A 21,923-nucleotide genomic window follows, 5' to 3' on the forward strand; every position below is an offset into this window, starting at 1 on the left:
GGGGTGCATGCGCTTGAGCCTGCCAGCGATCTGTTCGGGCGACAAGGCGCGCTGGAGTTCGTGGCGCACGAACTTGCCCAGCGGGGTGTCGAACTGGGCGCCGAGCTTGCGCACGCCGGCCTTGGCCTGCGCCCGGCGTTGACTGGCCTGCTGCTGGGCGCCAGCGGCCAGGTAGCCCCGTTTCGGGTGTTGATTGCGCGCCAGTTCCCGGCTGATGGTCGAGGCCGAGCGACCGAGTTGCAGGGCAATCTGACGCTGGGTCAGCTTCTGCGAGGCCAGCAGCCCAAGCTGCGTGCGCTCCTCGATACTCAGGCTTGAATACTCTTGTCCCATCGGCTCAACCTGTTGATTTCATTGCGGTGTTGCACTTCAGTTTAGAGCGTGCCGCGCATCCCAATAGGCTTCCGCGCTTCCGCCACTGATCCGGTGGTCGAGCGACGCGACCAGGCTTTTGGCCTTGGCCCGTATCAGCCGCGCCCGACCATGCAGGTTCACGTCATCGGCCACGGGTTTGTAGTGCCGCCACGGCCCGTGACAAGAACCGATCGGGCACACACCGCCCCACAGCTCCATGTCATTGACCGCGTACATGGCCAGCAACAGCCGCGCTGCGACATCTCCAGCGTTCTTCAGCGCCTTCAGCGGCTGATTGAATCCACCAATCCCGCCGACCAAGTTGTTACCGAACCAGACCCGACTGTCCTTTTCCTCGCAGAAGTCGGGCAGGACATACCGCACCAGGCCACGTGGGGTCGGCCCATCCGGCAAGACCTCGCCGGTCTGCTGATGCCAGGTATCACGATCAAACAGGATCGGCCCGAGATCTACTGGCTGCTCGACCATGGCGTGACTCCTGCCGCTATACCCGTTGGAAACCTGCTTCACGGTCTTGGCTCGGATCTGCTTCAGCCGCACGATGGCCCGATCCACAGGCCCGCTCTTCAGCTTGTTGGCCCCGGTGGCTTTGTTCACTGCGCTGACGCTGGCCGGCGAGTAGCGCCCGCTTTCTTCGGTGTACTTGGCCAGCGTCAGGTACGTGCAGATCTCGTAGGCGTTCGCCTGGGCGTCGAGCAGCGCCTCAACGGCGGCTTGCGGCACACAGAAAGATCCCTTCCCCTTCGGGGTGCCCTGGGCCTGCTGCTTTGTCATCTGCTTCTCTTTGGCCTTGCTGGCCCTTTGGTGATCGGTGGATTCTCTGAACGGCGGTGAATCGCCGGGACTCGTTGGGTTCAGGATGGTTGCCATGCTCTGCCTCACCGCCGTCCTCAAGGCATGTCTGCCGTGGCACGTCTATCCTCCCAGACCTCGTGACGCACCGGCAGCCGGTTCAGCCGCTCCCGCACCTGGCGCCAGTGGGGCAGGTGCTGATCCAGGACCGTGCTGAAGCGGGCGTCATGCGTGGGCACGATCAGATGGGTCAGCTCGTGCACGATGATGTACTCCAGACACTCGGGCGGCTTCCTGGCCAGATCGGTGTTCAGCCGGATGGATCCCGTGGCCGGCGTGCAGCTGCCCCACTTGGTTTTCATGCGTTGCACGAACACCCGACCCGCTTTCACGCCCAGACGCGGCTCCCAGCGCTCCAACAGCGCCGGCAGAGCCGCCCTCACCTGCTGCCGGTACCAGGCCTCCAGCACCTCGGCACACCGGGCAGGCGTCGTCCCCGGACGGATCTGAAGCTGCAGCTGTCGCGGCGTCAGGTTCACCGCAGGTGCGGCATCGGCATGGCGCACGTCGAGCAGATAGCGCTTGCCCCACAGATAGTGACTCTCCTTGCCCAGGAAATCGCGGGGCGTCTCGCGTTCCTGCGCCTGCATCTTGCGCTGTTGCGCACGGATCCAGACCAGCCTCGAAATGACGAACAGCCTCAGCGTCTCCAGGGCGGTGCCGTGTGGCGCGGCCACACGCACCCGGCCATCGGGCGGCAGCACGCTCAGGTGCACATGCCGGATCGCCTTGCGTGTCACCTCGACCTGCAGCCCCGCCAGATCCAGCGTGTCCTGCATCAGTACTCCTTCTGGGCCACGACGATGGGGAACAGCACCGTCACCGCCTTCACGTCGCGCAGCACCTCGAACATCGCCTGCTTGACCATCTGCTCCTTGGCTTTCACGCCCCGCCAGCCATCGGGTCGCCGTGCCTTGATGGTGGCGTCGAGCTGCAACGCCTTCTCCAGAGCGGCATCCGGCTCGGGTGTCAACGGTCCGGCAGGCTCGCACACGGCATTCGGATCAAGGAGCGCTTTCAGATTGCTGTACAGCGCCTGCTGCCCAGAGGTGGCGAGCTGCGCCGGCGTGTCGTCAGCCTGGCCTGTGCTGACTTGGCGGGCCACGTCGGCAATGCGCGCCAGGTAGTCCTCGTACTCGATCGCTCGCGCCTTGCGCAGACGAATGATTTCGTCGAGCAGCGCGGACATCGTCTCGAAATAGGCCGGATCGGTGAGCTGCTCCTTCAGGATCTTGCTGCGGACGTTGTTCTCGATCGTCTCGGCAATCGCCTCGCGGTGGCCCTGAAGCCCGGCAAGCCGCTCGGCGATCGCGTCGCTGATGCCGGTGCGCACGATCAGGTCCAGCAGCCCGATGCCATCGAAGGGCGAGATCTTGCGCGGCGCCTGGGCCTCGATGTAGGTGTCGATGAGGTGGCGCATGTCCGCCTCGAAGGGCTTGAGGTCCAGCGTCTCGCCCGCGGCGTGGCGGATCATCTCGCGCAGGTCCAGGTAATGCTTCTGCAGCGCCTTGATCTGCACGATCTGCGCGGGCGTGTAGCCCGCCGCCTCCAGATCATCAGCCAGGTTGGCGTAGGCGCGCACCAGCGCCACCACCGCCTTGTAAAGCGCCATGCGGTAGGGCTCACGCACCTTCAGGTCATCGGCGATCTCGGTGTTGCCACAGAAGTGGCGGATGTGCGCCAGGTCGTCCTTCGGAGGATGCACGGGCTCGCACAGCAGGGCCAGGGCCTCGATCGCATCGTCCAGCCGCTCGCGGCCGGCCTCAAGCCGGTCCTTGACCAGGATCTGCGGGTCGGTGCCGCCAGTGCCGTGGTCGACCTCGGCGGTGTAGACGGCGATCGCTTTCTCCACCTTCTTGAACAGGTCCTTGTAATCGACGATGTGGCCGAAGTCCTTGTCCTCGCCGTCGAGCCGGTTGGTGCGGCAGATGGCCTGGAACAGGCCGTGGTCCTGCATCGACTTGTCGATGTAGAGACAGGTGCAGGGGGGCGCATCGAAGCCGGTCAGCAGCTTGTCCACCACGATCAGCAGCTTCATCTGCGCCGGCGACTTGATGAAGAGGGCCTTGACCTGTTGCTCGTAGGTCTCGGTGCGGGTCATGCCCGGACTCGGGGGCACCGCCCTGAGCAGCTCGGTGTAGGTGCGGTGCACGAACTGGCGGTCGGTCTCGGTGTGGGCGCCGGTCTCCTCCTTGCTCACGTCGGACGCCTGGGGGTTGTAGGACGTCACCACCGCACAGCGGCCCCGAAACATCGTTCGGCCGAAGAGCTCGAAGTACTTGCAGGCCTCGTGGATGCTGCTGGCCACCAGGATGGCGTTGCCCCGCTCGCTCGACAGTCGCGGCCGGACCGCGAAGTCGAACACGATGTCGGCCACCACCCGATCCATGCGCGCGCGGGCGCTGAGCACCTTCTGCATCGTGCCCCAGTGCTTCTTCAGCTCGTCCTTCTGCCAGTCGTTCAGTCCCCGGGTCCGTGCCTCGAACCACTGGTCGATCTGCGCGGTGCTGAGCAGCTTCTGGTCGATGTCGCGCGCTTCGTAGACCAGATCGAGCACCACGCCGTCCTCGACGGCCTCGGCGAACTTGTAGGTGTGGATGTAGCCGCCGAACACCTCCCGGCTGGTCTGGGCATCGGCCTTGAGCAGCGGTGTGCCGGTGAAGCCGATGAACAGCGCGCCGGGCATCATGGCCTTCATCAGCCGGTGCAGCTTGCCGCCCTGCGTGCGGTGGCACTCATCGACGAAGACGATGATCTCGCCATGCACCGGCCGAGGCCGTTCGGTCAGATCCCGCAGGAAGACGTCGAGGTCGTCCACGTCGCGGCGTCCGAACTTGTGCACCAGCGAGCACAGCAGCCGCGGGTTGGGCTCGGCGAGCTGGTCCAGCAGATCGCGGCCGCTGCGACTGCGGCGGATGGTCTCGCCGGCGTCGGTGAACACGCGCTCGATCTGGCGGTCCAGTTCGTCGCGGTCGGTGATGACGACCACCCGGGCGGCCGGGCGGCTCTCCAGGATCCAGCGCGCCAGCAGCACCATCAGGATGCTCTTGCCCGCCCCTTGCGTGTGCCAGATGATGCCGCCGCGCTGCTGGCGCACATGCGCCTGGGCGGCCTTGATGCCGAAGTACTGGTGCACCCGCGGCAGCTTCTTCACCCCGCCGTCGAACAGCACGAAGTCGTGCATCAGCTCCAGCAGCCGTGCCTTGTCGCAGAGCTTGCGCAGGTACTTGTCGAGCTTGTAGCCGGCGTGGTCAGCTTCGTCTTCCTTCCAGGTCAGGAAGTGCTTTTCCGGGGTACCGAGGGTGCCGTAGCGCAGGCCCTCGGTGTCGTTGCCGGCCATCACCAGCTGCATCGTGGTGAAGAACCAGGCGTTGAACTCGGGGCTCTGGTTGGACAGGCTCTGGCGAATGCCCTCGCCCAGGCCGACGCGGCTGTTCTTCAGCTCCAGCACGCCCACGGCGATGCCGTTGAGGTAGAGCACCAGATCGGGCCGGCGCTCGTGGCCGCCGTTCCTGAGCGTCACCTCCTCGGCCAGGGCGAAGTCGTTGGCCTCGGGATGGGCCCAGTCCACCAGATGCACCGTCTCGCTGGGCTGGCCGGCGGCGACCTTGACCGCGATGCCGTAGCGCAACAGCTGATAGACCGCCTGGTTGGCGGCGTAGAGCGTGCGCCCCTCGGGCAGCAGCGTCTCGGCGCGCAGCCGGTGCAGCGCGGCGCTGATCTGTGCGGGGCGGTGGCCACGGCGCGCCAGGCTGGCCGTCAGCAGATCCTCCTCGACGCAGTGGTTGCCCGGACGCTTTGACCAGTCGCCGAGGAAGCGGTAGCCGAGCTGGCGGGTGAAGAGATCGATCACCCGGTCTTGGGTGGCCCGCTCGGGCTTGCTGATGCTGGTGTGACGGTCGTGATGCATGGCGGCTCCCTCCCTGGGCTCCTCGTGATCTTCTCGGATCGTGGTCTTCGGCCGGATCGCGTCAGTCGTCGTCCAGCGGCAGCAGGCCCTGGGGCGTGGCGGGCGGCCACTGGCGGGCCTGGCGGCGCTGCTCGAACCAGCGGTGCATCGCGGCATCCTCCACCGCGTATTCGCCCCGGGCGGATTTCCAGACCAGCGCGGGCATGCGCTGGCGCAAGGACTCCAGGGCACGCTGGGCCTTGGCCGCGGTCACCGCGTGGCCGGTCTTCTCGGCGTAGAAGCGCAGGGCCTCGGCGCCATACGGGCGATAGCGCGGGCCCTGCTCGAGCATGCGCCACAGCACCGCCTGCTCGGTCGGTTTCAGCCCCAGGTAGTCCGATTCCATCTGCGCCTCGTCCTGCTGCTGGCGCTCCTGGGCTGCTTCGAGCAGGCCGGCCTCGAAGCGCCCCTGCAGCCCCGCCAGCGGGCTGAGCACCTGCCCGAGCGCGGCCATGAAGAACTGCGGCCGGTGGCCGAAGGCGTCGAAGGCCTGTTGCAGCAGGGCCTGATCGACCGGCGCGAGCGAGGGCCGCTGGGCCTCGATCAGGCCGGCGACATGGGCGATGAAGTCCGGCCCCAGCGGGGGCATGCGCTGGATGGTCGAGCCGTAGAACGGGGCGCCGGCGGTGTTGACCAGGCGCAGCAGCTTGTCGCGGTCGGAGCCCGACATCACCAGCATCAGGTTGACCGTGCCGGGCTGGTTGAGCTGGTCGCGGGCGGACTTCAGCGCGGTCATCGCCGCCTCGCCGGCCTCGCTGGTCAGGGCGTGCTGGGCCTCGTCGATGATCAGCGCCACCGGTTGCGCGGCGTTCTCGTGCAGCAGGCGCAGCGCCTCGGTGAGCGTCAGGCCGTCGATGCGCCCGATCTTGCTGGTGTCCACCTCCAGGCCGCCCAGCTTCACCTTGTCCAGTCCGGCATTGCGCGCCAGGCGCGCCACCACGCCGAGCTGCGGATGCAGCGCCCGGGCAATGGCATCGGCGATCAGCAAACCGGGATCACGCCGGGCATCCGCCCACAGGTCCACGTAGACCACCTCGACGCCGGCGGCCTGCAGCGCCGGGCGCAGATCGCCCTGAAGAAAGGTGGACTTGCCGGTGCGGCGTGGCGCGGCCAGGAACAGGCCGTTGTGGGCATCGCCCAGCAGGCTGCGCCCCTGCAAGGCGGTCACCATCTCCTGGGCCAGGGCGGTGCGGTGGAAGGCGATCATGGCTTTTACCGTCCGTTATCACGACGGTGATAATTTATCGGTTCATCAATAAAAGTCAATGAAACGGACCGCGTCCGGTCCGTCGGCCCGATCACCATCGGGTGCCGGGGGATGCCGCGATCAAGCGCGCCGTCATGTCCGGATCGCCGTGAAAGACTGTCATCCACACGCTCCAGAAGCCCTTGGCTTTGGCGGTCTCGACAATCTGTTCGCGCATCAACTCGCGAGCCGCCTGCGGGCACGTCATGAGACGCTGCCGGGCCCGCTCGGCCATGTCCCAGGCTTCGCGGCGATTGAGCCAGCGCCGGTCGGCGGCCTCGGGGGTGTCGGGCATCTTGCGCAGCCCCACCAGGTCGATCAGCCGATCCGCCCGGACCTTGTCCTGGCCGGCGGCGCTGTCCACCTGTCCGCCGATGCGGTACTGCAAGGCGTGAAAGGTGTCATCGCGGTCCGGCCAGAGGTAGTCCGCCAGCACCACGTCGGTGTCGCCCTTGGTGGCATTGCAGTTGGTGCAGGCCAGCAGAAAGTTGTCCCAGGCCAGCGCCCGCTCGGGCAGCACGTCCGTGGCGCCGGGGGGCTTCTTGGGCCGCACATGCTCCACGGCCAGCGAGGCATCCAGGTGCATCTCGCAGTAGGAGCAGTATTCGCCCAGCCGGCGAATCAGTTCACGTCGGGCCTGCGGGTAGGCCGTGAACCGGACGGCCTGCCCCTGTTCGTCCTGCGGACAGGCCCCGCGATCAATCGGTCGCATCAGGGGTTCTCGCTGATGGCGCGGGACGGGCCCAGACCGGCGGCGAGCCGCTCCATCTCCAGGAAGGCGTGATAGGCCACTTCATCGCTGAAGGGGGCTGACAAGGCGTCCAGTCGGGCTTTCAAGGCCTCCAGCGCCTCGGGATCCGTGGGGCGAGGCTGGTTCAGCGCGAGGTAGTAGGCTTTGGCGGCCTCGTGCATCTGCGCCCGGCGTTCGCTGCGCTGCGGCAGGTCGATGCCCATGACGGTTTCGGCAATGTCCTCGATCGAGCGGTGGCTGAACGGGCCGCCGGGTCCGGGCGCCGCCAGGCCGGCCACCGGCACGGTCTCGGTCGTGGCCAGAAGAGGCTGCCGGTCCAGGTCGATCACCTCGCCGGGCAGCAAGGACTGCAGGATGAACGGGGAATGGGTGGTGGCGATGAACTGCAGGTTCGGGAAGGCGCGCTGCAGATCGGCCACCACGCGGCGCTGCCACTTGGGATGCAGGTGCAGGTCGATCTCGTCGATGAGGACGACCCCGGCGGTCCGACGGGCCGCCTCGGCGCCATGCTGCGGGTTGAGGCGCGAGGCCCGGTGGGCGATGTCGGCCACCATGCCCACCATGTTGCGGTAGCCATCGCTCAGGCTGTTGAAGGGCATCAGCCCCTCTTTGTCCAGCCGGAGGGTGAGCTCGTCGTACTCGGTGTCATGGAAGAAGTCCTGCGCCCCAGGAATGCAGGCCTGGACCGCGCCCTGAACGGCGCGCAGGGCCGGGCTGGCCTCCCCGCGCTGCAAGGCGCTGAAGGCGAGCTTCTTGAACCACCGCTCGAAGGCCTTGTGATCGGACTTCGGGTCCAGGCAGTAGCGGTAGGCGTCGAGCTGCGAGGTCGGGCCGCTGGTCTCCACGTTGTCGTGCTGGGTCCACAGGCGACCGGCGCCGTAGTAGAGCAGCAAGGGCAGATCCGGGCTGCCGCCGGCCTTGATCTGCGCGCGCCCTTCGGCGCCCAGCTGGACGAGGTTCTTCGCCTGGCCGCCCCGGTCGCCGATCTCGCGCCGCCAGGTCAACGCGGCGCCCGCCACCTCGGCCGTGGCCTCCAGCGCCACCTCGTCCATGCGTTCGCGGAAGACCTGGCCGTGCTTGTTCCGGTACACCGCCCGGGCGTCGTCGGCCTTGATCGTGCCGCCGCCGGTGGGCAGCCGGGCGCCCTGGAAGTAGGTGTTGAGCAGCATCGCCAACGCATCCAGCACCGTGGTCTTGCCGGCGCCGTTGTTGCCGATCAGCACCGTGAACCGCGGATGGAACTGGACACTCGCCCGCTCATAGCGCCGGAAATTGCGCAGCACCAACTGGTGGATTCTCATGGTCTTGAACTCCGGCTCACACCAGCCGCACCCGCCCGGTCAGCAACACCTGCGCCATCGCCTGCTTCATCGCCCGCGCCTTGGTCAGCCGGTCATCGACGGCGGCAATATCAGCGTCCATGTCGGAGAGAACTTGGGCGATAGCACTTTGCTCATCAACGCATGGAACGGTGATTTGCAGCTTTTCAATATCACCCATTCCTATATTTCCTTGGGATGATGAGTTTGTCAGCACAGCGATTTGTGTGAGGACAGATCGACTCTGCAATTGGTAGTACAAAAACTTTGAGACCACACTAGAACCAGCGCGAATCAGTGCAATCGGGGACCATATATTGAAGTCAAAGTCTTCTTCGACGATGGCCACTTTACCGACCGATGCTGCTTTTCCGAGAAGCACATCACCTCGCTGTGGCTTGCATTTCTTGGCGAATATCTGATCGTCTTCCCTCGTAATGAAACGTAGGTCCGTTAGATCAATGCGATTGCCAACAAGGTTGTTGACCGACAAGAACGGCACCCCGGAATCTACGAAGACAGGCGTTGTGTGGGGACCATCTGTCACTGGAGTTTGGACCAAGTTACGCAACTCCTCGAACGACCACGCGCCATCAAACCCCGGCAGCCGCCGCTTCCCCGTCAGCAGCTCCTGCATGGCCCCTTGCTTGATCTGGCGCTTCTTGGCCAGCAGTTGCTCCAGCGAGTCGATCAGGGCGTCGGCGTCGGTGAGGGCGTCGGCAATTGCAGACTGTTCATCCTTGCATGGAAGATCAATTTCAATTGCACCGATAAGGCCCGTGTTCAGGTTCGGCTGACCATTGCCCGTGGCAACCACCGTGCGGAGTCGATCGGTTTGACTGTTAATTTGATAGACGATGTATCGAGCATCAACATCGGAGCACAAGTCGAGAAGTGCCGCAATACCGTCGTTTGCGCAGCATCGAATACCGAGAATCTTTGCGACTCCAAGCGTCGCACCGCTGTTCGCGATAATTACCGTGCCGGGCGTCAAAGTCCTACTGAATTGAGCGCCAGCTTCAGTCAACTTCCCGGCCGTCTCGAATACGATGGTCTTGGATTCCGGGATGTTGGTCAGAGCCGCAACCGTTAACCAAGGTATGAAATCGCCGTTGAAATACTTTGGATCTCCTGCGGGTCGGGGTGACGCGCCACGGACAACACTGCTTAATTGCGACAATGCAGTACTGGTCCACCCAGGATTTCGCGAGGTGTCGTTGGCCTGCTGAGACATGGTCATACAAACCCCATCTTCGCCAGATGCTCCGCCACCCGGGCTTCCAGGTCGGTCACCTGCTGCGTCAGCTCGGGCATCGTGCGGCCGTAGCGCTCGGCCAGTTCCTTGACGCGGCCGGTCAGCGCCTGGCTCACCCGATCCAGCTCGCAGTGCACCGCGCGGCCCAGCGCGGCCATCCACTTGTGGTCCACCACCAGGGCCTTCACCTCGTCGGCGGTCAGCGTGGCGTAGCGCGCCAGCGCCTGGGCGTCCAGCGCCGCCTCCTGCGTCTTGAGCTTCTTCTTCAGCGCCCCCGCCTTTTCCGACAGCGTCAGCCACTGCCGCAGCACCGCCAGCTCCTCGGCCGCCTCCGGGTCGCGCCCGATCTCGCGCAGGCGCGTCTTCACTTCCTTGTCGTTGATCTTGTCGAGGCTGCCCAGCGCCGCGTCCTCGCCGCCGTGCTCCTCCTCCAGCTCCGCCTGCGCGGCCTGCGCCGCCTCCAGCTCGGCGGCCAGCCCGTCCAGCGCGGCCTGCGACGCCGCGAAGTGCTGCTGCACCAGCAGCGCCTTGGGCACCAGATCGCAGGCCCAGCCCCGGTCCACCGTCTTGCCCGGCGACCCATCCTTGGTCTTCTTGGTCTCCAGCACGCGGCGCGGCTCGGCCGTCCAGCCGGCTTCGTCGATCAGGTAGGCGTCGTCCTGCATCGTCTCGGCCCAATAGTCCATCAGGTGCTGGAAGACCGCATAGGGGTCGATCAGCGCCTGCGCGGCCGGCTGCTGGCGGTAGTGCGCCAGCAGATCCTCCGCCAGGTCGCGGATCAGCGCCTTGGGCTGGAAGCCCGGCGCCAGGTCCTTGAGCCGGGGCGCCATCGACACCCGCCAGGCCTCGAAATGGCCCGCCATCGCCTGGGTGAAGGCCTGGAACTCGGCGTGCTGGTGGATCGTCGTCTTGATCGCCGCCGGCGCCACCGTCAGGTCCAGATAGCCCGCCCGGCGCGGCCGGAACAGGGCATCGCGCAGCTGCGGACACACCGCCCAGTAGCGCCCCAGCGCCGCCACATCCGCCTCAGGAATGCCCCCGCGCAGGTGCGCGTCGATGTCCTGCGGGTCCTCGGGCGTGCTGCTGTCGATGTAGCGCGGCAGGTTCAGGTTGAAGTCGTTCTTCTCGATCTCGTCGAACCCGATCCACCGGGCATAGCGCGGATCCGACGCGTCCAGCGTCGTGAACGCATCGACGATGCGGTGGATGTCGCGCTCGCGCAGGCGGTTCTTCGGGCCGTCCTTCATGAAGCCCTGGGCGGCATCGATCATGAAGATGCCCCGGCGCTCCGTGGCCTGGGCCTTGTCGAGCACCAGAATGCACGCCGGGATGCCGGTGCCATAGAACAGGTTGGCCGGCAGTCCGATGATCGCCAGGATCAGCCCGCGCTGCACCAGGCGCTTGCGGATTTCCGCCTCGGCATGGCCCCGGAACAGCACGCCGTGCGGCAGGATGCAGGCCGCGCGCCCGGTGGACTTCAGCGAGCGCAGGATGTGCAGCAGGTAGGCGTAGTCGCCCTGCTTGTCCGGCGGCACCACGAAGCCGTCGAAGCGGCCGAAGGCGTCCTGCGACGGCGTCAGGCCGGTGCTCCAGCGCTTGTCCGAGAACGGCGGATTGGCCACCACATAGTCGAAGGTCTTGAGCTTCTCGCCGTCCAGGAACTTCGGATCGGCCAGCGTGTTGCCCTGCTCGATCACCGCACCGGGGTTGTCGTGCAGGATCATGTTCATCCGCGCCAGGCCGCTGGTGGCCTCCTCCTTCTCCTGGCCGTAGAGGCTCAGCCCGGTCGGCGCCGCCTCGGCCACCTTCAGCAGCAGCGAGCCTGAGCCGCAGGTCGGGTCGTACACCGTCGTGTCTGGGCTGGTGCGGGCGTGAGCGATGCCCAGCAGCTGCGCCATCACCCGGCTCACCTCGGCCGGCGTATAGAACTGCCCCTTGCTCTTGCCGCTCTCGGTGGCGAAGTGCCGCATCAGGTACTCGTAGGCATCGCCCAGGATGTCGTCGCCGTCGGCACGGTGCTGGCTGAAATCCAGATCACCCGACTCGAAGATGCCGATCAGGTTGGTGAGCTTGTCGACCTTCTCCTTCCCCGCCCCCAGCAGCGCGTCGTCATTGAAATCGGCCTTGATGCGCAGGCCGTTGGCCTCCTCCAGCGGACGCACGATGCGCTTGTTGATCTGGTCCCCGATGTCACTGCGGCCCTTGAGCGCCACCATGTCGGCAAAGCTGGCACCGTCCGGGATCTGGATCGGCGCGAAAGGCTCGCCGGCGTACTTGTCGCTGATGTACTTGATGAACAGCAGCACCAGCACATAGTCCTTGTACTGGCTGGCATCCATGCCCCCGCGCAGTTCATCGCAGGAGGCCCAGAGCTTGGAATAGAGGTCGGATTTCTTGATCGGCATGGGTGAGACCAGGGTCAAGGGTTGACCCTGATTCTGATTTTTGTGATTCGGACCGGCAGCAGGCCGTCAGGCGGGATCGAGCAGACGGGCCACGGCTGCCGCCAGGGCTTCCGGCGTCATCGCGCCGCCCAGGGCGCTGGCATCGATCTGGATGTACATGCGACCGTCACGGTCCTGGCTCCAGCGCCCCGTCGGTCGCCCGTCACCTCGGAGCAGCTGACCTGCTGATCGCACCTCATCCGCCGTCGTGCCGACCAGCTCGGCCACCACCGCCGCCGCCCCGAGCACGCGCTCTTGCAGACGCAGGCGCTCGGCCCGGCGCAGCACGCCCTTGGGGTCGGCATCCAGGGCCGCCGTCAGCGTCTTGGCATGCCGGTGCGTGATCGTCGTCGGCGAGGCAAAGCAATCGATCACGGCCGTCGGCAGATCGGCCACCAGCAGCACGTTCGCAACCCAGGTGTGCGACACCCCCAGCGCATCGGCCAGGCGGCGGTTCGACGGGTACAGCCCCTGATCCAGCGCACGCCGGTACATCATCCCCTGCTCGTAGGGCGACAGGTCCGCACGCTCGCGGTTCTCGCGGTCCATCATCGCGAACAGGTCCGCATCCGACAGCGCTTGCGTTTCCACGGTCGCCAGCACCGGCAGACCCAGCTCGGCGCAGGCGCGGTGACGCCGATGCCCGAAGACCAGCTCATAGCGGTTCGGCTGATCCACAAGCGGCCGGACCAGGATGGGCTGGACATTGCCGCCGGCCTGCTGGATGTCGCGCTTCAGGCTCTGGAAGGCCGGATTGGCAAAGGCGTCCGCGTGTCGGTTGGCCCAGCGGCTGGGCGCGATCTGCGCCGTGTCCAGCCGACGCGTGACCGCCGCACCGTCGTAAGCGCTCAGTTGTTCCTTGAGGCGGCTGATCTCGCTCTCGGTCGCCAGCATCTGGCCGCGGAACTGCAGCATCTGGCCCGGACCGGTGCGCGGCACGCTGCGGGGCACCACGGGCGGAAACTGAGTCCCCGCCGGGGCCGGCTGCGCAGCCGGCACGGCCGGTGCATCGTCCTGCCGCGGCCCGATGGGCGCAGCCGCAGGAAGGAGGGGAGAGTTGCCCGTGAGTGCCCGCAGGCTGTCGGTGACGGACTGCAGCTTCGACTTCGTGCTCATGTCGTTGTTCTCTTGCTAACTGACTGGCTGACTGGCAACCAGGTTGCCACAGTGGAATCAGACCGCCGTGCGGCGCGCGCGCCAGGCCTCGACCAGCGACTCCTCGACCAGATCGACGAAGCGGTCATAGGCATCGAGCGCACGCTTGTAGGTCTTGACCGCACCTTCGTACTTCTGGATGTCGTAGACCGTCGCGAACTCAGCCGCCTTGTTGCTGGTGACCGAGGTCTTCGGGATCTCGACCGGCAGCACATACTCGCCATAGGTCGCCTGGATCCACTGACGCACCGCAGGCGAGGCGGTGTCGGTGTGATCCACCCGACTCAGCAGGATGTGCAGGAAGTCGAACGCCTTGCGGGCGTCTTCCGGCTCCTGCTCGTCCAGGCTGGCGCCCAGGTCCGACAACAGCGCCCAGAACTGCGCCGAACTGGCGAAGTCGAGCCCGGACGGCGGCACCGGCACCACAACGCCGTCCGCCGCCCACAGACCGTTGATCGTCACATAGGACAGCGAGGGCGGGGTGTCGATGATGATGACGTCATACAGATCGCGGACCGACTCCAGCCCCTGGTTCAGCACATCCCAGAAACGCACGGACGAGTCGCTCATCTGGCGAGCCGGCAGCGCGAACTCGGCCGAGAAGAGAAACGGCGCAGCCGCCACCAGATCGATGCCATCCCAGTAGGTCGATCGGATCGCCGGGGTGATGTCGTCGCTGGCGCCATGGCACAGCGGCGCGATGGTCATGTCCTCGCTGACCTCGGTCTCGGGCAGGATGCCATGCAGGGTGGTCAGCGAGCCTTGCGGATCGATGTCGATGGCCAGCACCCGGTGACCCCGCATGCTCAGGCCCTGAGCCAGGATCATCGCGCTGGTGGTCTTCGAGACGCCACCCTTGAAGTTCGCCACCGCAATGCACAGCGCCGGCTGACCACGCGGCCGCATCTTGTCCTTGCGGTAGGTCCGGGCCCAGATACGGGCCTCGGTCAGAGAGAACTCCCGCTTGCCTCCGTTGGGCGTGAGCTTGCCTGACGGCAGGTCACCCTTGTTGACACGGTAGTTCACATGCGGCTTGTCCACACCGCACAGCGCCGCGACTTGAGCCGTCGAGAACACCGGCGCCACCTTGCGCGACTCCGGCGCAAGCAGCCGTCCTCGGATCTGCTCGACCATGCTCGAGGCACGCGCAGAGATCGCATGAATGCGCTGCATGTCGATCAGATGACGAGGAGACACAGGGAGGCGAGGGTCGCTGGCAACCTGGTTGCCAGCCTCTGCGGACAGGGTTCGAGCGACTTTGGGGGAGGTCATGAGGGCAGTCTTGTTGCTTCCCGGACAGTCTACTTTTTTCCACCCTCGTTTCAATGCATCAGCGCAACAAGATTTGGAAAGCGGTGAGACAATTTGGGGACCACACTTTTCCAGGAGACTTTATGGGGATCCCGGGTGAGCCAGGACGGCCGCCGGAGTGGTTCCAAACGGAAGCAAGTGACCGGCCTCACGGACCACCGCTTCGGACAACCCAGATCCCCATATCCACTCCGGAACTTCCCCAGAAGCTCTCCGCAAAGGCACCCAAGATCCCCAGAAGCTCTCAGTGAGTCTCCCACAGACTCTCCGCGAGAATCCCATATCCACTCCACAAAAGACACGTAAGTCGTTGATCTAAAACGTTTTTTGGCCCTTCAAATCTTCAAGTATTCAAATCTTGTATTTCAATCTATCAAGAGGAGTCCCCATGGGGATCCTCACGTTGTTGATGTGAACAAAAGACTCCGTCATGTGACATGGCCTTTGAACCACACCGCCGCCGCCAGGCAATGGCGAAAGAGAGATGTGAATTGACAAGCTCACAGTTCGCCGACAAGCTAGAGCGCCTACCTTTGCAACGCTCCTTTGATCTCGTGCATCAGACCGACTGTGGCAACCCAAGCTTGGCTGATGGGACTGTGCATGACGCAACCGATCCGAAAGAGAAGGCGCAGGCCGTCGCCAAGGCCAACGAAGCCATCGCTATCCGTCCTAAGCGCGGGAAGCTGACGCTGCTGTCGCGCCGCATCTACAACGTCTTCCTGTTTCACGCACAAAGGCAAGGTGTCGACAAGCCAACCTACTGTCTGCCACTGGCTGAACTCATCAAGGACGCACGCTTCAACTCGAACAACACCGAGATCCTGAAGTCGCACATTCGTGACATGCAAGCCACCACAATCGAGTGGCACACCAGTGTGGGTGGCACGCGCAGATGGACCTCGACACAGCTGCTTGGAACGGTCTCGATCGACGATCCAGGCCGCGGGCGGCCGTGTCATATTTCGTGGACCTATCCCGATCCGATCCGGGAACACCTGATCCGGCCTGCGCACTACACGCGCATCCTCCTCGAGATCAGCTCGCAGATGCGTAGCTACGCGGCTTCCGTGCTGTACGAGCTGGGCGCGCGCTACCTTTCATCGCCAACGCGACTGACGATGCGCGAGGACGTGCTGTGGTGGGCATCCGTCCTGACGGGGCGCAGCGACATCGTCAAGGTCGACTACCGTATACTTCACCGCGACACGATCAAGAAAGCGCTGGCTGAGCTGGACACCCTCAGCGAGGACTTCCGGATGGAAGTCGTTGAACACAAACGGGGGCGCAAGGTCGATGAGCTGCAGTTCAAGATCCTTCCCAAGGGAGAACAGCCTGCTGACAGCGGATCCTCCCAAGCGCCTCTGGCCTGCGTGCTGGACTTGGCACTTGTCGAACAGCTCGTGAGCCTTGGTTTCAAGCCCAGGGATGCGCAAGATTTCTACGCTGCGACGGATGAAACGCTGCTTCGTGCTGCACTCGATCACGTCACTGAACGGATGCAGAACGCGGCTCTTCCACCGCTGAAGTCGCCTGCGGCCTATCTGCGCACGGCCGTGAAGAAAAAGTATCCGGGCTTGCCAGCACGCGAGCGCACAAGCGAGGGCACGGTAAGCTCAGTATCCGCTGCAGCAGCATCTCCTGTCGCGCCTGAAACCCGTCTGCCCATCCATCCCGGTCCTGAGCTCAGCATGGAAGAGCGGTTGAGACAGCTCAGGGAGGACTGGAACCAACACCAGGCCACGATGGCACGCACACGATTTCTGGCGATGGGTGTCTCCGAGCAAGATGCCTACGTCTCTCGCTTCGAGATAGAGCGACTGCCACACGTGGCCATTCCGGTGGCCAAGGCCTGGCGAAAGGACGGCATCGACAGCCGCATTGCGGGCAGCACCTTCAATCGGTGGCTGGCAAGCGTTTTGTGGCCGGGTGACGCAACGGATGCGGAGCTGCTGAGGTTCGCTGTGTCGCTCAAGCGGGGCTGATCACGTCCATCCGCCACTGATCTGCGACAGTCGGGCTCATGCGCCGTCGTGTCCAAAAGCCTTCACCGCGAAGTCGATGAAGCTGCGCAACGCTGGGGTGATGTGCCGCCCGCCAGCGTGCACCAGATGCAGTGGCCGGGTCGGTACGCGCCAGCCTTGTAGCAGCTCCACCAGGCGTCCCTCAGCCAATGCGGGGGCGAGCAGCTCCATCGGCTGCAGCACGATGCCCAGGCCAGCCAGGGCCGCATGCAGCAGCGCCTCACCCTGGTCGAAGCGGTGGCGCGAGCTCACGGCCACCTTCACATGTGCACCGTCGGGGCCGTCGAAGCTCCAGTGCGTCAGCAGCTCGCTGTGCGCAAAGCCCAGGCAGTCGTGCAGCGCCAGATCCCAGGGCGTGTGCAGCGGGGCTCGTCCCGCCAAGTAGGCCGGTGCGGCACAGACCGCCAATCGGTAGGGTGCCAGCGCTCGTGCCACCAGACCGCTGTCGAGCAGAACGCCGACGCGGAAGGCCACATCCAGGCCTTCCTCCACCAGATCGACGGTGCGATTGGCCAGTGTCAGTTCCACAGCGACTTGTGGGTGCGTGCGCATGTACTCGGGCAGCCGGGGCGAGAGTGCATGCACGCCGAAGCTCACCGGCGCGTTGATGCGCAGCCGCCCGCTGGGCACGCCCCGGCGCTGCGCGGCCAGCTGTTCGGCATCCGCCAGCTCCGCCAGGATCAGGCGAGCGCGCTCCAGGTAGTCGTGGCCGAAGTCGGTCAGGCTCTGGCGTCGGGTGGTCCGCACCAGCAGTGGCATTCCCAGATGATGCTCGAGCGCCTGGACATGCTTGCCGACCCCTTGGGCCGACAGCCCGAGCGCGTCGGCTGCGGCGCGGAACGAGCCCAGATCGACTGCCTTCACGAAGACCTGCATGCTGGTGAATCGGTCCATTGCCCACTCTGTGTTTTGAATGTCGAACCCGATTGTCCATTTATCTCTAATAGATCGCCATTCACACTGGATTCCTGTCTCGATACCTCTTGAACATGAACGGAAACGACATGACGATCGCAGTGATTGGCAGTGGCAACATGGGCTCGGCGCTGGTGAAGGCGATGGCCGCCCAAGGCGTGGATGTGGTTCTGGGCACCCGCGATGCCGCCAAGGGCGAGGCGCTTGCCGCCGAGCTGGGCCACCGTGTGCGCAGCGCCTCGCCGGCTGAAGCCGTGCGCGTGGCCTCGGTGGTGGTGCTGGCCCTGCCCTATGACGCCATCGCCGGCACGCTTGCCAGCCTGGGCTCGCTGCAGGGCAAGGTGCTGGTGGACATCAGCAACCCGCTGACGGCCGATTTCCAGGGTCTGCAGCTGGGCACCACCACCTCGGCAGCCGAAGTCATCCAGGCGGCCGTGCCCGAGGCGCAGGTGGTCAAGGCCTTCAACACCATCTTTGCCCAGTTGCTGGCGCCCGAGGCCCGCACCGCGCACACGCTGCAGGTCTTCGTCGCGGCCGATGATGCCTCGGCCAAGGCGCAGGTCCGTGCCCTGGTCGCCACGCTCGGCTTCGAGGCGGTGGACGCCGGTGCGCTGCGCAACAGCCGCTTCCTCGAACCGGTCGGCATGATGAACATCCAGTTCGGCTTCTTCCTGGGTCGGGGTCCGGTCGTGGCACCGGCCTGGGTGCAGGTCTGATCTCTGATCCTGTCTCAGAAAGCGCTTCATGCAGACACGACGACATATGGCCCGCTGGGCTCTGGCGCTCTGGCTGGCCTCCGGCAGTGCGCTGGCTGCGCCGGCCCTCGAGGTCCTGGGCCGCGACTACACCTTCCCGAACCGGATCGAGGGCCTGCCTGAGCGTCTCTCGGAGGTCCAGGGCCTGCAGATCAACCGTTTCACCACCCGCGACGGGGCGGAACTGGCCTACTGGGAGATCGGATCGGGCCGCCCGGTGATCTTCATTCCCGGCTGGTCGGCCCATGGTGCGCAATACATCAACCTGCTGCACCTGCTCGGCAAGCACTACCGCGTGCTGGTGCTTGATCCGCGCAACCAGGGGCTGTCGCAGCACGTCGATCATGGCGTGCGCATCTCGCGCTTTGCCGCCGACCTTCAGGAATTCACCGACCATCTGGGGCTGAAGTCAGCGGACTATGTGGGCTGGTCGATGGGGGCCGCGGTGCTCTGGAGCCGCATCGACCTGTTCGGCACCCAGGGCATGCGCAAGCTGGTCTTCGTCGACGAGCCGGTCTCGATCTATGCGCATTCGGACTGGAGCGAGGCGCAGCGCCGCCAGGCCGGGGCCATGACCACCTCGGCCGAGCATCTGAAGGCGGTCTTCACGGCGGGTGCCGCGCCGGATCCGAAGATCATCGACACCAAGGTGCTCCAGCGCGCCATGGCCAACGATGCGCCGGCCTATGTCAACTCGCAGGCCTTTGCTGCGGAGTTCGTGCGCACCGATCCGGGCTTCGCGGCCAAGGTGCTGTTCGACCACGCCACGAACGACTGGCAGGATGTGCTGCGCCACAAGATCGATGTGCCCACCACGATCTTCTCGGGCGAGTACAGCAACAACCTGCCCAGCCAGCGCTGGATGGCGTCGGTCATTCCTGGGGCCTCGCTGCAGGTCTACAGCCAGGCCGAACAGGGCGATCATTTCCTGATGTTCAAGAACCCGATGCGCTTTGTCCGGGATCTGCGCGCTTTCCTGGATCGCTGAGGGCGGTCGCGTCGATCTGCCGGGCGCGCCGGTAGATCAGGCCGCGTGAGACACCGAGCCTGCGCGCGGCCTCGGACACGTTGCCGCCACAGTCCTGCAGCGTGGTGCGGATGATTTCCTGGTCGATCGTGCGCAGGCTGCGCGGTGCCAGGGTGGGGGGCGGAGGGGCGCACACCGCGGCAGGCGCCTCGCTCGGGGGTGTCCGTGTCGCAGGATCGACCTGCGGTGCCGGCACGGTGAACACCGGCCCCATGCTTTCCGAGGGCGGGGCACTGACCCGTGCCCAGACCGCCAGGCCACTGGGCAGCCTGAGCTGGAAGTGATCGGAACCGGCACGGTGCAGCAGACGTTCGACCGGCAGGCCGATGCGGCTTTCCACATCAAGGCCGAGATCCCGGATCTCGAGCGTGGGCAGTCCGAGCAGGCTGACTGCTGCGCCGTTGCACCACAGGATTCGACCTTCGCCTGAGATGCCCACCAGTCCTGCCATCGGCGAGGACAGCAACGACGGTGTGATCTGCAGCGCGATCATCAGCACTTCCTGCGCGGACTGGGTCAGGATGCGGTTCTCCAGGGCCCGGGCCAGCAGGCTCACCACCGAGGTTGCATCGAAGCCGAAGGGCAGCTCCTCGCTGGAGAGATCGAGCACGCCGGCCAGTCTGCCCAGGTGGTCGCGGATCGGAGCGGCTGCGCAGTGCATGCGGCGCACCTCTTCGAAGAAATGCTCGCCCGCGATCACGCACATGGGCTGACCGGTGCGTGCGACCACCCCAGGTGCGGTCGTGCCCACCGCCTCTTCCGACAGATCCACGCCGAGGCGGGTGGCGATCGGCATGATCCGCTCGTGCGAACGCCCGGCGCAGCTCGAGGCGATCAGCACGCCGGACGGATCGGTCAGCATCGCGGCACAGGAGGTCATGCCGATGATCGACTCGATGTGCGAGAGCTCGTGCCGCCAGGCCTCGACCAGTGCGCGGTTCTTCTGCAGCGCCAGATGCGTTCGACTGGGGGTCACCGGCTGGAACTCGACCTGTCCTGTCGGCGTGCTGTGCAGGCGCTGGCAGCGGGTCCAGGAGTGGAAGATCGCCTCGCTGACCACTCCGACGGGCGTGATGCCGTCATCGAAGTAGCGACGACGCGCCAGTTCGAGCCGATCCTCCCGGCTCGAGAAGAAGGGGCTCGCGGCGCGTGCGTTCATGGCTCAGGCCGCGTCGGGCTGTCGGGCGGGCGCTGCCTGCTGGAAGGCGTCGATGCGGGCGCAGGCCGCATCGATGCGGCTGATGAGCGGCCAGCGCGCCAGGTCGACCTGGAAGCGCCGGGCGCTCTCCACCTGAGGAATCAGGTAGACGTCGGCCAGCGTCGGGCGGTCGCCGAAGCTGAAGTCCGCGCTGCGCTGAGGGTCACCGGCCAGCAGCGCCTCGTAGGCATCGAAGCCCGCGGTGATCCAGGTGGCGCACCAGCGCTGGATCTCGTCCTCGGGCAACTTGCAGGCATGGCGCAGGTGCTCCAGGATGCGGCGGTTGTTGATCGGATGGATGTCGCAGCCGACCAGCGCTGCCAGTGCGCGCACCCGAGCGCGCCCCAGCGCGTCGGCTGGCAGCAGCGCGGGCTCGGGGTAGCGCTCTTCGAGCCATTCGAGAATGGCCGGCGACTGGGTGAGCACTTCGCCGTCGTCGAGCTGCAGCGCCGGCACCAGCCCCTGCGGGTTGATCGCGCGGTAGGCCGGCTGCAGATGCTCCTCGCGGCGCAGGTCGACGGCCACATAGTCGGGCGACAGGCTTTTCAGGCCGAGCGCGATGCGCAGCCGGTGGGAGGTGCCGCTGCGGAAGAAGCTGTAGAGCTGCATGGGAAAAGACTCAGACGGTCGGACCGATGTCGAGCACGATGTCGGCGACGCCCTCGACCGTACCGGTGATGCGCTCGCCCGGCTTCACTGCGCCGACGCCTTCGGGCGTGCCGGTGTAGATCAGGTCACCCGGCTGCAGATGGTAGAACAGCGACAGGTCCGCAATGATCTCGCGCACGTTCCAGATGAGGCGATCCACATCCGAATCCTGCTTGGTCTGGCCGTCGACGGCCAGGCTGATGCGACCGCGCTCGATCACCTGCTCGGGCATCGGCACGATGGGGCTGCACACCGAAGACTGTTCGACGTCCTTGCCGAGATCCCAGGGGCGGCCCTTGTCGCGGGCCACCAGCTGCAGATCACGCCGGGTCATGTCCAGACCGGCGGCATAGCCGTAGATGATCTGGTGCGCCTGTTCGGCCGGCACGCGAAAGCCCGGCTGGCCGATGGCGACCACCAGCTCCATCTCGAAATGGAAGTTGGCCGTCTCGGCCGGATAGGCCATGGTCTGGCCGCTGGCCAGCAGCGTGTCGCGCGACTTGGTGAAGTAGAACGGACGCTCGACGCTCTTGTCGACCGGGCGGCCCATCTCGACCGCATGGGCGTGATAGTTGCGGCCGACGAAGAAGAGCCGGCGCACCGGGAAACGCTCGTCACGGCCCTGGATCTCGAGGGACTCGATCGCGGGCGGGGCAAAGAGATAGGTCGTCATGGCAGGGTCGAGGCAGGGTTGGAAAC

The 21,923-nt window shown here is 65.6% G+C and carries 18 protein-coding genes; 3 read left to right on the forward strand and 15 right to left on the reverse strand.

Annotated elements, in window-relative coordinates:
- The 11 genes from BW996_RS19550 to BW996_RS19600 all read right to left on the reverse strand — a co-directional run.
- Window positions 1-333: helix-turn-helix domain-containing protein (locus BW996_RS19550; protein WP_139330962.1), on the reverse strand; the 333-nt coding region annotated here is incomplete at its 3' end.
- 36 nt (window positions 334-369) lie between these two features.
- Window positions 370-1,245: a hypothetical protein gene (locus BW996_RS19555; protein ID WP_139330963.1), complete on the reverse strand. Its 876-nt coding sequence runs from the start codon at window positions 1,243-1,245 to the stop codon at window positions 370-372.
- A 20-nt stretch (window positions 1,246-1,265) separates the two neighbouring features.
- A complete protein-coding gene (locus BW996_RS19560; RefSeq protein WP_037482928.1) occupies window positions 1,266-2,006 on the reverse strand; it encodes a M48 family metallopeptidase in 741 nt (246 codons plus the stop codon).
- Window positions 2,006-5,137, reverse strand: a complete 3,132-nt coding sequence (locus tag BW996_RS19565) for a type I restriction endonuclease subunit R (protein ID WP_037482931.1) — start codon at window positions 5,135-5,137, stop codon at window positions 2,006-2,008. The genes BW996_RS19560 and BW996_RS19565 overlap by 1 nt, the downstream gene beginning before the upstream one ends.
- Before the next feature lie 61 nt (window positions 5,138-5,198).
- Complete coding sequence (locus BW996_RS19570) at window positions 5,199-6,383, reverse strand: ATP-binding protein (protein WP_037482934.1); 1,185 nt, start codon at window positions 6,381-6,383, stop codon at window positions 5,199-5,201.
- A 91-nt stretch (window positions 6,384-6,474) separates the two neighbouring features.
- Window positions 6,475-7,134 carry an HNH endonuclease gene (locus BW996_RS19575; RefSeq protein WP_051632022.1) on the reverse strand — a complete coding sequence of 220 codons (660 nt, stop codon included), beginning with the start codon at window positions 7,132-7,134 and terminating at the stop codon, window positions 6,475-6,477.
- The gene (locus BW996_RS19580; RefSeq protein ID WP_037482938.1) at window positions 7,134-8,474 is read right to left on the reverse strand and encodes an AAA family ATPase; all 1,341 of its coding nucleotides are present in this window, start codon (window positions 8,472-8,474) and stop codon (window positions 7,134-7,136) included. Before BW996_RS19580 ends, BW996_RS19575 begins: the two co-directional genes overlap by 1 nt.
- 16 nt (window positions 8,475-8,490) lie before the next feature.
- Window positions 8,491-9,732: a restriction endonuclease subunit S gene (locus tag BW996_RS19585; protein ID WP_139330964.1), complete on the reverse strand. Its 1,242-nt coding sequence runs from the start codon at window positions 9,730-9,732 to the stop codon at window positions 8,491-8,493.
- Window positions 9,729-12,152 (reverse strand): type I restriction-modification system subunit M, encoded by a 2,424-nt coding sequence (locus tag BW996_RS19590; RefSeq protein WP_037482944.1) that lies wholly within the window; start codon window positions 12,150-12,152, stop codon window positions 9,729-9,731. The genes BW996_RS19585 and BW996_RS19590 overlap by 4 nt, the downstream gene beginning before the upstream one ends.
- A gap of 66 nt (window positions 12,153-12,218) precedes the next feature.
- Window positions 12,219-13,307, reverse strand: coding sequence for a ParB/RepB/Spo0J family partition protein (locus BW996_RS19595; RefSeq protein WP_139330965.1), 1,089 nt, complete (start codon window positions 13,305-13,307; stop codon window positions 12,219-12,221).
- A 57-nt stretch (window positions 13,308-13,364) separates the two neighbouring features.
- Window positions 13,365-14,543, reverse strand: a complete 1,179-nt coding sequence (locus BW996_RS19600) for an AAA family ATPase (protein WP_241461994.1) — start codon at window positions 14,541-14,543, stop codon at window positions 13,365-13,367.
- A gap of 551 nt (window positions 14,544-15,094) precedes the next feature.
- Here BW996_RS19600 and BW996_RS19605 point away from each other — a divergent pair.
- Entirely contained in the window at window positions 15,095-16,642 is a 1,548-nt protein-coding gene (locus tag BW996_RS19605) for a replication initiation protein (protein WP_241461995.1), read from the forward strand.
- Window positions 16,643-16,678: 36 nt separating this feature from the next.
- Here the strand turns inward: BW996_RS19605 and BW996_RS19610 are convergent, their stop codons facing one another.
- Window positions 16,679-17,575, reverse strand: a complete 897-nt coding sequence (locus tag BW996_RS19610; protein WP_037482945.1) for a LysR family transcriptional regulator — start codon at window positions 17,573-17,575, stop codon at window positions 16,679-16,681.
- Window positions 17,576-17,685: 110 nt separating this feature from the next.
- Here BW996_RS19610 and BW996_RS19615 point away from each other — a divergent pair, with 110 nt between their 5' ends.
- On the forward strand, window positions 17,686-18,312 hold the full coding sequence (locus BW996_RS19615) for an NADPH-dependent F420 reductase (protein ID WP_037482947.1): 627 nt from the start codon (window positions 17,686-17,688) through the stop codon (window positions 18,310-18,312).
- A gap of 46 nt (window positions 18,313-18,358) precedes the next feature.
- Entirely contained in the window at window positions 18,359-19,339 is a 981-nt protein-coding gene (locus BW996_RS19620; RefSeq protein WP_241461996.1) for an alpha/beta fold hydrolase, read from the forward strand.
- On the opposite strand, the gene BW996_RS19625 is transcribed toward BW996_RS19620, so the two are convergent.
- From BW996_RS19625 to BW996_RS19635, 3 genes are read right to left on the reverse strand one after another with little or no spacing between them, the layout of a single operon-like run.
- Complete coding sequence (locus tag BW996_RS19625) at window positions 19,287-20,537, reverse strand: helix-turn-helix domain-containing protein (RefSeq protein ID WP_051632025.1); 1,251 nt, start codon at window positions 20,535-20,537, stop codon at window positions 19,287-19,289. The genes BW996_RS19620 and BW996_RS19625 overlap by 53 nt on opposite strands.
- Window positions 20,538-20,540: 3 nt before the next feature.
- Window positions 20,541-21,185, reverse strand: a complete 645-nt coding sequence (gene maiA / locus BW996_RS19630; RefSeq protein ID WP_037482950.1) for a maleylacetoacetate isomerase — start codon at window positions 21,183-21,185, stop codon at window positions 20,541-20,543.
- 10 nt (window positions 21,186-21,195) lie between these two features.
- Entirely contained in the window at window positions 21,196-21,897 is a 702-nt protein-coding gene (locus tag BW996_RS19635) for a fumarylacetoacetate hydrolase family protein (RefSeq protein ID WP_037482954.1), read from the reverse strand.
- Between the last annotated feature and the right edge of the window lie 26 nt (window positions 21,898-21,923).

Origin of the sequence: Sphaerotilus natans, assembly GCF_900156335.1 — a bacterium.
Taxonomy (GTDB): domain Bacteria; phylum Pseudomonadota; class Gammaproteobacteria; order Burkholderiales; family Burkholderiaceae_C; genus Sphaerotilus; species Sphaerotilus natans.